The organism is Mesorhizobium sp. B2-5-4, from assembly GCF_006441095.1.
In the GTDB taxonomy this organism is placed as follows: Bacteria; Pseudomonadota; Alphaproteobacteria; order Rhizobiales; family Rhizobiaceae; genus Mesorhizobium; species Mesorhizobium salmacidum.
In genome coordinates this window covers 13,206-26,440 of record NZ_VFUR01000014.1, presented here as the reverse complement: position 1 = coordinate 26,440, position 13,235 = coordinate 13,206, and the positions used below count along the sequence as shown (strand labels likewise).

General features: G+C 62.7%; 12 protein-coding genes and 2 pseudogenes. 9 read left to right on the top strand and 5 right to left on the bottom strand.

From position 1 onward, the window contains the following. Positions 1–97: 97 nt before the first annotated feature. Entirely contained in the window at positions 98–310 is a 213-nt protein-coding gene (locus tag FJ492_RS18320) for a 4-oxalocrotonate tautomerase family protein (RefSeq protein WP_027144271.1), read from the bottom strand. 76 nt (positions 311–386) lie between these two features. After that, on the bottom strand, positions 387–1,142 hold the full coding sequence (locus tag FJ492_RS18315; protein WP_140771371.1) for an SDR family oxidoreductase: 756 nt from the start codon (positions 1,140–1,142) through the stop codon (positions 387–389). Between the two features lie 103 nt (positions 1,143–1,245). Here FJ492_RS18315 and FJ492_RS18310 point away from each other — a divergent pair, with 103 nt between their 5' ends. From FJ492_RS18310 to FJ492_RS18285, 6 genes and pseudogenes are all read left to right on the top strand, one after another. Continuing rightward, entirely contained in the window at positions 1,246–2,139 is an 894-nt protein-coding gene (locus FJ492_RS18310; protein WP_140771368.1) for a LysR family transcriptional regulator, read from the top strand. Positions 2,140–2,229: 90 nt separating this feature from the next. After that, positions 2,230–2,678 (top strand): annotated as a pseudogene (locus tag FJ492_RS18305) (AMP-binding protein); the annotation flags it as partial. Between the two features lie 167 nt (positions 2,679–2,845). Continuing rightward, positions 2,846–3,586, top strand: coding sequence for an ATP-binding cassette domain-containing protein (locus tag FJ492_RS18300; protein ID WP_140771366.1), 741 nt, complete (start codon positions 2,846–2,848; stop codon positions 3,584–3,586). A 55-nt stretch (positions 3,587–3,641) separates the two neighbouring features. Then, complete coding sequence (locus tag FJ492_RS18295; protein WP_140771364.1) at positions 3,642–4,703, top strand: ABC transporter permease; 1,062 nt, start codon at positions 3,642–3,644, stop codon at positions 4,701–4,703. Positions 4,704–4,755: 52 nt separating this feature from the next. Beyond that, positions 4,756–5,760, top strand: coding sequence for a sugar-binding protein (locus FJ492_RS18290; protein WP_140713876.1), 1,005 nt, complete (start codon positions 4,756–4,758; stop codon positions 5,758–5,760). Between the two features lie 53 nt (positions 5,761–5,813). Continuing rightward, positions 5,814–6,563 carry a glucose 1-dehydrogenase gene (locus FJ492_RS18285; RefSeq protein WP_140508690.1) on the top strand — a complete coding sequence of 250 codons (750 nt, stop codon included), beginning with the start codon at positions 5,814–5,816 and terminating at the stop codon, positions 6,561–6,563. Positions 6,564–6,629: 66 nt separating this feature from the next. Here FJ492_RS18285 and FJ492_RS18280 read toward each other — a convergent pair. Beyond that, positions 6,630–6,866, bottom strand: a pseudogene (locus tag FJ492_RS18280) (LysR family transcriptional regulator); the annotation flags it as partial. 118 nt (positions 6,867–6,984) lie between these two features. Here FJ492_RS18280 and FJ492_RS18275 point away from each other — a divergent pair. Next, the gene (locus tag FJ492_RS18275; RefSeq protein WP_181166678.1) at positions 6,985–7,524 is read left to right on the top strand and encodes a hypothetical protein; all 540 of its coding nucleotides are present in this window, start codon (positions 6,985–6,987) and stop codon (positions 7,522–7,524) included. A 693-nt stretch (positions 7,525–8,217) separates the two neighbouring features. Here the strand turns inward: FJ492_RS18275 and FJ492_RS18270 are convergent. Beyond that, a complete protein-coding gene (locus tag FJ492_RS18270) occupies positions 8,218–9,108 on the bottom strand; it encodes a LysR family transcriptional regulator (RefSeq protein ID WP_140713879.1) in 891 nt (296 codons plus the stop codon). 209 nt (positions 9,109–9,317) lie between these two features. On the opposite strand from FJ492_RS18270, the gene FJ492_RS18265 reads away from it, so the two are divergent. Further along, positions 9,318–10,253, top strand: a complete 936-nt coding sequence (locus FJ492_RS18265; RefSeq protein ID WP_140771362.1) for a DMT family transporter — start codon at positions 9,318–9,320, stop codon at positions 10,251–10,253. Between the two features lie 48 nt (positions 10,254–10,301). Next, the gene (locus tag FJ492_RS18260; protein WP_140771359.1) at positions 10,302–11,024 is read left to right on the top strand and encodes a haloacid dehalogenase type II; all 723 of its coding nucleotides are present in this window, start codon (positions 10,302–10,304) and stop codon (positions 11,022–11,024) included. Between the two features lie 54 nt (positions 11,025–11,078). On the opposite strand, the gene FJ492_RS18255 is transcribed toward FJ492_RS18260, so the two are convergent. Continuing rightward, positions 11,079–13,088, bottom strand: a complete 2,010-nt coding sequence (locus FJ492_RS18255; protein ID WP_140771537.1) for an ABC transporter ATP-binding protein/permease — start codon at positions 13,086–13,088, stop codon at positions 11,079–11,081. Between the last annotated feature and the right edge of the window lie 147 nt (positions 13,089–13,235).

Below are 13,235 nucleotides of genomic sequence, written 5' to 3'. Positions count from 1 at the left end.
CTGCCCACCCGGCCCCCGCCACCATACCCCCACGAACAGGGCGGACGTTGGTGTGCGCGGCCACCAGTCGTCATATGACGGGTATCGCGTTCGGAACCTATTCCTTGGCGCGAAAAGCTTCCGGCACGATGAAAACCTCGTCGGCGCGGCCATAGCCGCCGTCAGCGACTTCCTCCACCAGCACCATCGTGTAGGGCCGCACGCCCTCGCCGAAAAAATCGACGAACATGGCTGTGGTCCGATGGATGAGGTCTTCCTTCTGCGCCTTGGAGAGCGCCGCCTGCGGCATCTTGATATTGGCGAATGGCATGATCTTTTCCTTGTTTCTGGAGGTTGGTTTCGGGTTTGGGATGGAGCAGGTCGGCAGGCAGCAGCTGCCCGCCGCCTCAGATCACGCCGCCATTGGCGCGGATGATTTGTCCGTTGATCCAGCCGCTGTCCGGCCCGGCCAGGAACGAGACCACGCCGGCAATGTCGTCGGGCTGGCCGAGCCTGCCGAGCGGGATCATTTTGGCGGTGGCCTCGATCTGCGCCGCGCTCTTGCCGTCCGTGAACAAAGCCGTCTCGACCGGCCCGGGCGCCACCGCGTTGACGGTGATGGCGCGCGCGCCAAGCTCCTTAGCCAGGACGTGCGTCATCGCCTCGACGGCCGCTTTGGTGGCGGCATAGACGCCGTAACCCGGCTGGTAGAGGCCGACGACGCTGCTCGAGAAACTGACGATGCGGCCGCCATCGCGAAGGCGTTTTGCGCCTTCGCGCATGCCACGGAACACGCCGCCGAGATTGATCGCGACCTGGGTGTCGAAGAAGGCGTCATCGGCCTGCGCGATCGGCGAAAGCTTCATGATGCCGGCATTGTTGATAAGGATGTCGATGCCGCCGAACGCCTTCTCGCCGGCATCGAAAAGGCTGGCGATGCCGGCCGGATCGGCGATGTCGGCCTGCACGGCGATCGCCTTGCCGCCATCGGCTTCGATGGCGCGCACCAGCGCCTCGGCCTCCGCCTGTCCTCGCGCATAATTGACGACGACGGCGATACCGTCGCGGGCGAGCCGCCGCGCGATCGCCGCGCCGATGCCCTTGGAGGCGCCGGTCACGATCGCCGCCCTGGCTTGGCCCGTGCTTGTTTGGTCAGATGTCATGGAAGTCTCTCCTTCTGTTGGTGAGACGGATATAGGCGAGGCCTACTTCCGGATAATCAGCCATCTCTTGACATCACTATTCGGAAACTGCGAACAAAGGCCCATGGATCGGCTCGACACAATGCGGCTCTTCGTTCGTGTGCTGGAACGGCGCAGCTTCACCGCTGCCGCCGCCGATCTCGGCCTGCCGCGCTCAACCGCGACGGAAGCGGTCCGGCGGCTGGAAGAGCACCTTGGCGCCCGGCTGCTGGAGCGCACGACGCGCCAGGTGAACGCCACGCAGGACGGCGAGGCCTATTACCGGCGCTGCCTGTCGATCCTGGCCGAGATCGAGGATGCCGAGGCCGCCTTCCGCGACGCCGAGCCGTTCGGCCTGCTGCGCATCGACGCCAGCACGCTGCTCACCCGCACCTTCCTGTTGCCGCGCCTGCCGGAATTCCTCGCCCGCTTTCCCCGCATCGACCTGCAGATCGGCCAGAGCGACCGGCTGGTCGATCTCGTGCGCGAGGGTGTCGACTGCGTGATCCGCGTCGGCGAGCTGCCCGACAGTGGCATGATCATGCGGCGCCTTGGCATGATCCGCGAGATGACCTGCGCCAGCCCCGCCTATCTCTCTCGCCACGGCGCGCCCGCCTCCCCCGATGCGCTGGATGGCCATCAGGCGGTGCGCTTCGTCTCCTCGCGCACCGGCGAAGTGCTGCCCTTCGAATTCACCGTCGGCGGCAAGACGCGCGAGGTCAGGCTGCCCGGCCGCGTCGCCGCCAACAATTCCGACACCGCCGCCGACTTGGCGCGGCTCGGCCTCGGCCTCATCCAGGCGCCGCGCTATCGCTTCGAGAAGGACCTTGCCGACGGCACGCTGGTCGAAGTGCTGGCCGAGTACCCGCCTTCGCCCACGCCATTGTCGGCGCTCTACCCGCAGAACCGGCAGCTCTCGCCGCGCCTGCGCGTTTTCCTCGACTGGGCGGCAGGCATCTTCGCCGAGGCGAGCCTTTAGACGTCCATCGTTGCCCATTGGCGCCACCTGATGTCAATGTCGCCGCGACGGCGCGCCATGGGACATGGAGCGCCGTCAGGGAGGATTTTCATGACCACGACAAAGACCGGCTTGCCGCGCTATGACGATGCCGTTGCGGGCTTTCGTATAGAGGATGAGATCGCCAGACTGCAGGGCGACCCTGCGACCGGCATCAACGCCTATGTGGAATGCTGCGGCCGGCACACCGGCGCGTTTCGGCACTCTGCTGAAGCAGAGGGCGTCGGCCCCGGCGATGTCGTGGCCGGCATGCTGCCGCGCATTCCCGAACTGGTGGCGCTGATCCTCGGCGCCTGGCGCATCGGCGCCGTCTACCAGCCGCTGTTCACCGCCTTCGGCCCGAAGGCGATCGAGCATCGCCTGGGCTACAGCGGCGCAAAGCTGGTGGTCACCAATCCCGCCAATCGCGGCAAGCTCGACGAGGTCGCGAACCCTCCGCAAATCGCCACCATCCTCGCGGTGGCGATGCGTTGGTTGAAGGCGACATCGATTTCCGCGCCACCCATGGGCTGAAATCAATCCGCCAGACCGAACCTCTCCCGCCGTCTCAGTTAAGGTGATCGCCGGAAACCCTAATCCAATAAATCATTGTGTTGAAAGCGTTTCGCTGATTAGCTGTCCTGCATATGGCCGGGACAATTGGCAATGTTGTCCGGAGAGGACCGCGATGCCGGTACTTGAGGTTCGCCACGTCTCCAAGAATTTTGGGGCCATCCAGGCCCTGACGGACGTTAGCTTCCAAGTGGAGCGAGGCGAAGTCGTGGGGCTGATGGGGGACAACGGTGCCGGCAAGTCAACGATAGTCAAAACGGTGGCCGGGAATTTCCCGCCGAACGACGGCGAAATTGTCGTGGACGGCGAGGTTTGTCACTTCCATAAACCCGTCCAAGCGCGGGCCAAAGGTATCGAAGTCGTCTATCAGGATCTTGCGCTCGCCGACAATTTGACGGCCGCGCAGAACGTCTTTCTTGGCCGCGAGATGAAGAAGGGCTTCTGGCCAATCAAGGTGCTCGATAAACAGGCGATGATCGAGCGTTCGGCATCGCTGTTCAAGGAACTGAAATCGGAAACCCGGCCGAGCGACCTCGTCAGGAAGATGTCGGGTGGACAGCGTCAGGCGGTAGCCATCGCGCGGACCCGGCTTTCAAACGCCAAGCTGGTGCTGATGGACGAACCGACCGCCGCTATTTCGGTGCGTCAGGTGGCGGAAGTGCTTGAATTGATCCGACGCCTCAAAGCGCAAGGGGTTGGCGTCATGTTGATCAGCCATCGCATGCCTGACGTTTTCGCTGTCTCAGATCGTATCATTGTGCTCAGGCGGGGTTCGAAGGTTGCCGACAAGCATGCCGGCGACACATCACCCGAGGAAATCACTGGACTAATAACGGGGGCCATCCGTGGCGAATAGTGCTCGGGAGTCAGTTAGTGTCAGGGAGTCTGCCCGGGAAACCAGCCGACCGGGCATGTCTGAGTTCGTCCCGACCAAGGAAAAGACCGCGCTCCAAAGTGTGATGTCAAGTCAGCCCTTCTGGGTGACGATCGCGCTCATTGCACTCGTCACCTGGATGACTGCCATGGAACCGAGCTTCGGGACTTCCGAAAACGCCGCCAACGTCACGCGCAACTTCGCACCTTTCGGCATCATGGCGCTCGGCATGACGGTGGTGATCATTACTGGTGGCATCGATCTGTCGGTCGGCTCGATCATGGGCCTCGTGGTCATTGTCGCCGGCCTGTTTCTGACCTGGCACTATCCCTGGTACGTGGCCTTCGCCATCGGCCTTTTCGCCGGTATGGCTTGCGGCGCGGTCAATGGTTTCTTCGTCGCTTATGTCGGAATGCCATCCTTCGTGGTCACCCTCGGCATGCTGTCCGCGGCGCGCTCGCTCGCGGTCGTATTCTCGGCCAACCAAATGCTCTACCAATTCGGGCCCGATGCTCCAATCGTGAAAGCGATCGGTCAGTGGAGATGGCCGCTGCATGGGCCCGAGCACTGGGCACCGCACTGGATACCAGAACTCTCATCGCAATTCTGGACCATGGTGGTTCTGGCCCTCATCGTCGGCTTCGTGTTCAATTTTACTGCCTGGGCCCGGCATCTCTTCGCCATCGGCGGCAATGAGGACGCGGCACGGCTTACCGGCGTTCCGGTCGACTGGATCAAATTCGAGGCCTACGTCTTCTCGGCTTTCACCGCCTCGCTCGCCTCCCTCCTGCTCCTCGGCTACAACGGCTCAGCCATCAACGCCATGGGCCAGGGGTACGAGCTGCGCGTGATCGCCGCGACAGTCATTGGCGGCGCCAGCCTCATGGGCGGCGCCGGCACGGCCTTCGGCGCGATCATCGGTTCAGCCTTCCTCGAAGTGATCAGGAACGCTCTGCTGATGGCCGGCATCGATTCAAATTGGCAGGGTGCCTTCGTCGGCGCCTTCATCGTTCTTGCGGTTCTCCTGGGCATGCAGACCGGCGGCAAATCCATTCTCGCCAAGTCGCTGGCCGTCTTGATTCCCAAGAAAAGCCGTTAGAAACCCGCCGGCGGGAGGCCTGCGGGACATCCAGCTAGGAGGAGAACGTGACATGAAAAAACATCTGCTGACGGCGGCCGTGGCGCTTGGCGCAATGGTGCTCGCCGTTTCCGGCGCCCAGGCGAAATATACGTTCGCCCTGGTACCGAAGAACATGAACAATCCCTTTTTCGACCAGGCACGCGACGGCTGCAAGAAGGCCGAAGCTGAATCGAAGGGCGCCGTGGAGTGCATGTATATAGGCCCCGGCGAGCATGGCGGCGGCGACGAGCAGGTTCAGATCGTGCAGGATCTCGTAGCCAAGAAGGTGGACGGCATCGCCGTGTCGCCATCGAATGCCGCGGCGATGGCGGTTGCGCTGCAGGCCGCCAAGGAAGCCGGTATCCCGGTGCTCACCTGGGATTCCGACCTCCTGCCCGAGAACAAGGATCTTCGCGCCGCCTATATCGGCACCCATAATTATGAGATCGGTGTGAACCTTGCCAAGCTGGCCATGCAGGTCAAGCCCAAGGGGGGCACGATCTGCATCCAATCGGGCGGCGCGGCGGCGGCCAACCACAATGAACGCATGCAGGGCATTCGCGATACGCTTTCGGGCACCAAATCGGCCGCCTCGCCCGGGGACCGGCTAACCGGCCAGAACGGCTGGACCGAAATCGAAGGCTGTCCGCTCTATACCAACGATGATTTTCCTCTTTCGGTGCAGCAGTTTGAAGACATCATGGCGAAGAACCCGAATCTCGACGCGTTCATCCCAACCGGTGGTTTCCCGCAGTTCATCCCCGACGCCAACCGTGCTGCGGTCGCACCGTACAAAGACAAGATCGCCAAGAAGGAACTGGCGCTGGTCGTTGCCGATACCTTGCCCACGCAAATTGAACAAATGAAGGAAGGATACTCCCTCGGGCAGGTTGGCCAGCGCCCGTTCGAAATGGGCTACAAGACGATGATGGCACTGAAGGATATGAAGGACGGCAAGGCTCCGCCGGCTGACCCGACCTACACGGGCCTCGACGTTTGTACTCCACAGACAGCGGATACCTGCGTCGCCAAATAGTGCTTTTGCCTAAGGGCGGGAGGAAACTCCCGCCCCTTGCTACAGGAACCTCTATGTCGCAATTGTTCTCGCTCAAGGGCCGTGTCGCATTGGTGACGGGCGCTTCGCGTGGTCTCGGCTTCGCCATGGCCAAGGCACTTGCCGAGAACGGCGCGACGGTGATCGTCAATGCCCGCGACATCCACGCCCTGTCAGCAGCGGCCGAAAGGATCGGTGCCGAAGCCCTGCCGTTCGATGTCACTGATGCGGCGATCTCGAAGGCATCGCTCGAAGGAATGGTCGAACGCCATGGCCGTCTGGATATTCTGATCAACAACGCTGGCATCCAGCATCGCAGGCCGTTGGTGGAATGGGAGGACGAGGATTTCGACAGAGTGATTGCCGTCAATCTTTCGTCCTGCTTTCGAATGATACGCGACGCCGTGCGCTTGATGCTGCCCAACAAGTTTGGGCGTATCATAAACACCGGATCGGTTGCAGGGATCCTTGGCCGTCCCACCATTCATGCCTATGTTGCCGCGAAGGCGGGCCTGCATGGATTGACACGCTCCACTGCAGCTGAGATGGGCCGTCACGGCATCACGATCAACGCGATCGCGCCCGGGTATTTCGCAACGGAACTCAACACCGCGCTAATGAACGACGAAGCCTTCACCAAATGGGTCGAAGCGCGGACCCCTGCAGGCCGCTGGGCCCGGGCTGAGGAACTCGGTGGAGCCGCGGTGTTTCTCGCCTCAGATGCTGCCGCCTACGTCAATGGACATGTATTGGCCGTCGACGGCGGTCTATCGGTTTCGCTCTGAACCGCTAGCTGCTTTCACCATCTGTCGGGGCGTGTGCCAGGGCGATAAAGATCGCCTGCCACCAAAAATTGCCGAAGCCCTCGAACATTCGAACACGATCTCGAACACCATTCCCTCGACCTGGCCGAGATCGAGGCCCCAACGGCGATAGAAGCAGTTGTCGTCGAAGGACGGGAACGGGTCCCCTTTCGCCAGGATCAGTTCGGGCGACTTCACCCAATGCAGGCTCTCGCGGAAGAGCAGGATGTCGGTGGGCCGGACCTCATGCTGGAACACCTGGATGATGGCTGCATCGAGCGCCCCCCAACAGGAAACTTCCGAGACCGCAAAGAGCGCCGCATCATCATGATTGCGATCGGAAGGAACAATGCGGAAAGGGCCTCGTTGGTGGGGTGCCACGTTTGCTTGTAGGTTGCTGCCGATGAAACTCGAGGACGAAGCCCGCCACAAATCCGAAGATGTGGACAATGCAGTCCTCACAGACGTCGTGCTTGCCTTGCAGCGGCGGGTCGAGGTGAACCACGATTTCGATATCCCTTATCTTGCCGGTTACAGCGAGGATGGGCGAACCGTCTATATCGACCGGCACTTACCGCGCACCATGGCGTCGCAAGGCCGGGCGGTAAGGCTTGCGCCCTTTTTGGTCACGCATGAAGTGGTCGAGAAATCGCTCTTGGACAAATTGCGACTTCACTATCTGCATGCCCACCAAATAGCGCTGCGGGCGGAGCGAGATGCCGTCCGCGCAGCCCGTGTTTCATGGCAGGCCTACCAGGCCCTGATGAAGAGCAACGAGAAGCCCATCGACGAGGAGAAGGTGAAGGCCGTCCCTCACGACCTCGACCTGACGCCCTATCGAGATTTGAAAGATTTCCCAGTGCTGGACCGGTTGGTCAAAGCAGCCCAGGGATCGAAAGACGGGGGCAGATCGCAGCCACCCGCGAGGAACCGCGCCAGATAATGAGCGGGTGAATGGGGAGGGCTTGACCTCCTTCCCTGTCAAGGCGTCTGACAGGGGTCGTCGAGCTGACCAACGGCTCGATCCTAGCTACCGATAGTAGTGCCTGTGATGTCGCCTGTGGTGGTGATGCCGGTGCGGGTAATAGTACCGGTGATAATACCTGTGGTGGTATCGGAAGTACGGCCGATATGGCTGGTAATACGAGCCATAGTATGGGCCGTAGTATGGGCCGTAATACGGGTTGTAATAGGGCCGGTAGGGGAATGGCGGGCCTCCGAAACCCCCAAAAAAACCACCGAACGGTGAGAACAGAAATTGCGCCTTGGTTGGTGAAGTCACAGCGGCTGTGGCAGCAAGCGCGAGCACAGATGCCAATATCAGCTTTCTCACGGTTACCTCCATTAGTTCGAGTTTAAATAACGCGAACGCCGGCTGACTCGTTCCTTGCGTTCCGCAACCCATCCCAGCCGCTGCCGTGTGAGATTCAAAAGGCCGCCACCGCAGGAAGCGGACTGTTGCGTCGGATTGACCGAGGCGGCGCGGGCAAGGCGTTGAGGCGCCACGCTCCCGTTTCGCCGACAGCTCGGATCAGCGATTGACATCGCGCATGTCATGGATGCGGCGCAAAGCAGACGTCCAGCACCGATCGGCTCATGGAGGGACAAGAACGCCCACGCCTCTCCGCCATCCCCCTCACACCGCGATCTGCAGCGTCCCGTGGCGCCTCACCTCGGCCTCGATCTCCTTCACCAGCGTCTCCAGCGCGGGGTTGCGGGCGTTGCGGGCGCGGCGGATGACGTAGGCGAGGTCCGGAGGCTTGGGGAACTGCTTGTCGGCGATCTCCATGCCGGGCTGCAGGTGCCGCTGGCTGAGCAGCGCGACGCCGAGCCCGGAGGTCACGCCGGCGATGATGCCGGCCGCGCTCGAACATTCGAACACGATCTCGAACACCGTTCCCTCGTCCTGGCCGAGATCGAGGCCCCAACGGCGATAGAAGCAGTTGTCGTCGAAGGACAGGAACGGGACCGGCTCCCCCTTCGCCAGGATCAGTTCGGGCGACTTCACCCAATGCAGGCTCTCGCGGAAGAGCAGGATGTCGGTGGGGCGGACCTCGTGCTGGAACACCTGGATAATGGCCGCGTCGAGCGCCCCCTCGCCCAGCAGCTTCTGCAAGGCCAGGCTCATGCGCACTTGCGTGCGCACGCTCACCTCAGGGTAGAGCCGGCGAAACCGGCCAAGAATGCGCGACAGGTCCGTGCAGGTCGTATCCTCGGTCATCCCCAACGCGATCTTTCCTTGCAGCGTGCTTTTCGACAGGCTCAGGATCGCCTCGTCATGGATGCCCAGGATGCGCCTGGCATAGCCCAGCAGATCCTGCCCTGAACTGGTGAACATCGGCGCATTGGCCTTGCGGCTGAGGATTTCGCAGTCGAGGCTCGCTTCCAGCCGCCTGATCTTGTGGCTGACGGCCGACTGCGACAGGCCCAGCACCTCGGCCGCGCGGGTGACGCCGCCATGTTTCTCGATCGCCACCATCGCCCGCAAGGCATCGACATCCAGGCGGCGGCTCATCACTCCAGCCATGACAATCCTCGTTTGAAACGAAAGCGGCGCTCCCAAATCCTCGCGCAGAACCTGTTCGCAGGCAAATTGAAATGCCAGATTTAGTGGCAATTTCATGGATGCATCGAAATTTGTCATGTGCAAACGCGTGCGCACCGCCATAAGTCTGCCCCGGCACGCATTCAACCCCGCACCCATTCAACGCCCGCACCCATTCAACGAATGACCGCATGACGCTCCCGAAACATCAGCCCCATCGCCTGGCCTGGCCGCTTATGGCGGCCGCGCTGGTCGTCAGCTGGAGTTCCGGCTTCGTCGGCATCCGCTACGCCAGCGAGAGTGCCGACGTCATGCTGGTGCTGTTCTGGCGGACCTTGATGTCGGGACTGATCCTTCTGCCCTTCGCGCTCATGGTCGGGCCGCGCATCGGCGCACGCGCCCTGATGCGGCAGATGGCGTTCGGCGTGGCGATGATGTTCCTCTATCTCGGCGGCTTCGCGCTTGCCATCGGCCAGCGCGTACCGACCGGCCTGGTCGCGCTGATCTCCGACCTCGTCCCCCTCGCCATCGCGGCACTGTCGCAGCCCATCCTGGGCCACCGGCTGACATCGAGGCAATGGACCGGAACGGCGCTAGGGGCGCTGGGTGTGCTGATCGTCTCGCTCAACAGCCTCAGCCTCGGGACAGCGCCGGCCTGGGCATATATTGTGACCATCGCGTCCATGATGGTCTTCGCCCTGGTGACCGTGCTGCAGAAACGGATGGGGACGATCGACATGCCCATCCACCAGAGCCTGTGCATCCAATGCATGACGGCGGCGATGCTTTTTGCCGCCTGCGCCGGCTGGAATGGCGGGCTGATGCCGCCGCTTGATGGCCGGTTCGAGTTCGGCATCGCCTGGCTGGTGCTGTTTTCGACCTTCTTCTGCTACGGCGTCTACTATGTGAGCCTGCGCCTCCACAGCGCCGCGCAGGTCAGCAGCGTGATCTATCTCAGCCCGCCGGTGACGATGCTCTGGGCCTGGCTGCTGTTCGGCGAGCCGCTTTCTGCGGCGATGTTCCTCGGCCTGGCGGTGACGCTGTTCGGCGTCTGGCTGACGTCGCCGCGCGGCACGGTATCCAAGGGCGAGACAAGTCTAGGCCCGATCGGGCAACCGGCCGATTGATCGTGATCCCGCACCAAACCGACCATGGACCCTAAGGGAGTGAACCTCATGAAGCTGACTGATTTCAAGGCGCTGACCTTCGACTGCTACGGCACCCTCATAGACTGGGAATCCGGCATGATCGAAGCCCTGAAGCCGCTGACCGGACGGGTTGGCCGCGGCCTTGGCCGCGACGAGATCCTGCAGGCGCACGCAAGGCACGAATCCAGCCAGCAGAACTGGACGCCGCAGAAACGCTACCGAGACCTTCTGGCTGTCGTCTACAAAAGGCTCGCCGAGGAATGGGGCGTCTTGGCCACGCCGGAGGAATGCATCGCCTATGGCCTAAGCGTGAAGGACTGGCCGGCCTTTGCCGACACAGCCGCCGCCCTGCAATACCTCAAGAAGCACTACAGGCTGATCATCCTCTCCAACGTCGACAATACGAGCTTCTCCTTCAGCAACAGGAAGCTCGGCGTCGATTTCGATGCGATCTACACGGCGGAGGACATCGGCTCCTACAAGCCGTCGCCCCGGAATTTCGACTATATGCTTGAAAAGCTTGCGACGCTCGGGATTGGCGACAAGGAGGTCCTGCACACGGCCGAAAGCCTGTTCCACGACCACACCGTCGCCAACCAGCTGGGCCTCGCATCGTGCTGGATCCACCGCCGGCACGCCGATCAGGGTTTTGGCGCCACGATGCATCCCGGCGACATACCGAAGGTGGACTTCCGCTTCGACAGCATGGCCGACCTCGTGGAGGCGCATAGGGAGGAATTGCGCGCCTGATGGCGGGGTCGCCGGGCATCCCGTGCGCTGAAATCAGAACTCGCCTGACGGCCTTCAAGTCTTTTTACGGGCGGCGCCGCGCTTGTCGGCCCGCCCGCCGGAACCCCACAAGGCGCGGCCGAGCAAGCCCCTGCGCCTGCGCGGGACAAGATCGATATCGCTGACGAGCTTGGCGCCGCCTTTGCGCCGCTCGAGCGTGATCTTGCGGCTGTGGAACGCCTCCAGCTCGGCCCGGTGCGCCACGCTCAAGATGGTCACATTTGGCAATTCCTGGATGATGGTCTCCATCATCCTGTCCTGGCTCTTCTCGTCGAGTGCCGCCGTTGCCTCATCCAGCACGATGATGTCGGGCGCGTGCAGGAGGAGCCGCGCGAAAGCCAGCCGCTGCTTCTCGCCGCCCGACAGGGTCTGGTCCCATGGCGCCTCTTCGTCGATCCGGTCGCCGAGATAAGCGAGCCCCACCTTGTCGAGGGCGGCCCTGATCTGTGGAACCGTCCAGTCATCGGCGGCACCTGGATAGGCGGCCGCCCGGCGCAGCGTGCCCGAGGGAATGTAGGGGCGCTGCGGCAGCATGAACAAGCGCTTGCCGGGGTGGAAATCGACGCTGCCGCCACCCCACGGCCACAGCCCCGCTATCGCCCGCACCAGCGTGCTCTTGCCCGTACCGGATTCGCCGGCCACCAGCAGCCGCTCGCCCGGTTGGATCACGACCTCGGTTTCCTTGACCACGGCGGTGCCGTCATCGAGCGACACGGAGAGATTGTTGAGGCTGAGCATAGTATCGTCCTTGGTCTGGCCGCGAGTGATGCGCCCGAGCGCGTCGCTCTCTTCCGCGCGCTCGAGCCCGTCGAGCGACATCATCAGCGAGGCAATGCGCCGTGCCGAGGCGTTCCAGTCGGCGAGACGCGGATAGTTGTCGACCAGCCATCCGAACGCGCCCTGCACGATTGCAAAGGCCGATGCCGCCTGCATGACCTGCCCGAGCGACATCGAGCCCTCGAGGAATTTTGGCGCGCACAAAAGCACCGGCACCACGGGCGCGAACAGGCTCGATCCCTGCGAGACCAGCGCCGTGCGCATGTGCTGGCCCGCAAGCATCGCCCACCGCTTCAGCACGCCGGCGAAGGTCCTGTCGATGCCGCTGCGTTCCTCCTGCTCGCCGCCGAGCAGGGCGATGCTCTCACCATTTTCGCGCACACGCATCAGCGTGTAGCGAAATTCCGCTTCCGCCTGGTTCTTCTGCTCGGAGAGTTCGACGAAATGCCGGCCGATGACCACCATCGAGGTGGAAGTGATGGCCGCATAGATGACCGCGGTGACGACGAGGAAGCCTGGAATGGTGATGTTGGCGCCGCCGATCGGCAGCGTCAGCGCGCCGCCGATCGTCCACAGCACGACGATGAAGGTCGAGGCCGCCAGGAAGGCGTTGAGCACGCCGGAGACGAAATCGACGGGCGATTCGGTGGCGATCCGCAGATCGTCGGCGATGCGGGCCTCCGGGTTCTGGTGATCGCCGCTGACGAGATTGAGCTGGTAGTAGCGACCATTGGTGAGCCAGCGGCCGATGACCGATGTGGTGAGCCAGGAGCGCCAGCGGCGCTGGATGGTCATGCGCAGATAAACCTGCGCGACGACGAGGCTGACGCTTCCAAGCACCAGCGGCACGAACACGGCGCTCAGGAAATAGACGATCGGTGCATTGCGCTGTTCGATGGCGTCGAAGATCGAGCGGTTCCAGACATTGATCCCGTACTGGAAGCCGACATTGACGCAGATCATAATCAGGAGTCCGATCGTGAATGGCCAGGCGAGCTTGTCGCCGCGCCGGCTCCAATAACCGCGCGCGCTGATCCAGAAACGCTTCAGCAGATATTTCTTGCGCGCCTGCTCGGCCTGTTCGGGGCTCAGTTGCGGATCGGGTTCCCCCGCCGCTGGTGGCGGTGCGGCCTCGCCCACGACCTCGGAGGCGGCCTCGACATCGGGTGCCTTCTCCCGGCGGGGCTTGCTGGCACCGTTTGGCTTGGCGCCGCCGGCCGGCTTCGGTTTGGGTTTGATGTCTGCCACAACGGCCATAACGGCGTGGAAATCGGAAGGTTTCATTGTCCTTCTCCATATGACGGCCTCCCACTGTGGGAAGGCTGTCCTGGTGCCCCGATATCTGCAACGCCTCGCCAGACTTCACCGCCGCACAATCGCCACCAAGCCACGCGA

Coding starts and splice junctions, on each gene's coding strand:
- FJ492_RS18320 (WP_027144271.1), bottom strand. CDS start 310: ATGCCATTCGCCAATATCAAGATGCCGCAGGCGGCGCTCTCCAAGGCG.
- FJ492_RS18315 (WP_140771371.1), bottom strand. CDS start 1,142: ATGACATCTGACCAAACAAGCACGGGCCAAGCCAGGGCGGCGATCGTG.
- FJ492_RS18310 (WP_140771368.1), top strand. CDS start 1,246: ATGGATCGGCTCGACACAATGCGGCTCTTCGTTCGTGTGCTGGAACGG.
- FJ492_RS18300 (WP_140771366.1), top strand. CDS start 2,846: ATGCCGGTACTTGAGGTTCGCCACGTCTCCAAGAATTTTGGGGCCATC.
- FJ492_RS18295 (WP_140771364.1), top strand. CDS start 3,642: ATGTCTGAGTTCGTCCCGACCAAGGAAAAGACCGCGCTCCAAAGTGTG.
- FJ492_RS18290 (WP_140713876.1), top strand. CDS start 4,756: ATGAAAAAACATCTGCTGACGGCGGCCGTGGCGCTTGGCGCAATGGTG.
- FJ492_RS18285 (WP_140508690.1), top strand. CDS start 5,814: ATGTCGCAATTGTTCTCGCTCAAGGGCCGTGTCGCATTGGTGACGGGC.
- FJ492_RS18275 (WP_181166678.1), top strand. CDS start 6,985: ATGAAACTCGAGGACGAAGCCCGCCACAAATCCGAAGATGTGGACAAT.
- FJ492_RS18270 (WP_140713879.1), bottom strand. CDS start 9,108: ATGGCTGGAGTGATGAGCCGCCGCCTGGATGTCGATGCCTTGCGGGCG.
- FJ492_RS18265 (WP_140771362.1), top strand. CDS start 9,318: ATGACGCTCCCGAAACATCAGCCCCATCGCCTGGCCTGGCCGCTTATG.
- FJ492_RS18260 (WP_140771359.1), top strand. CDS start 10,302: ATGAAGCTGACTGATTTCAAGGCGCTGACCTTCGACTGCTACGGCACC.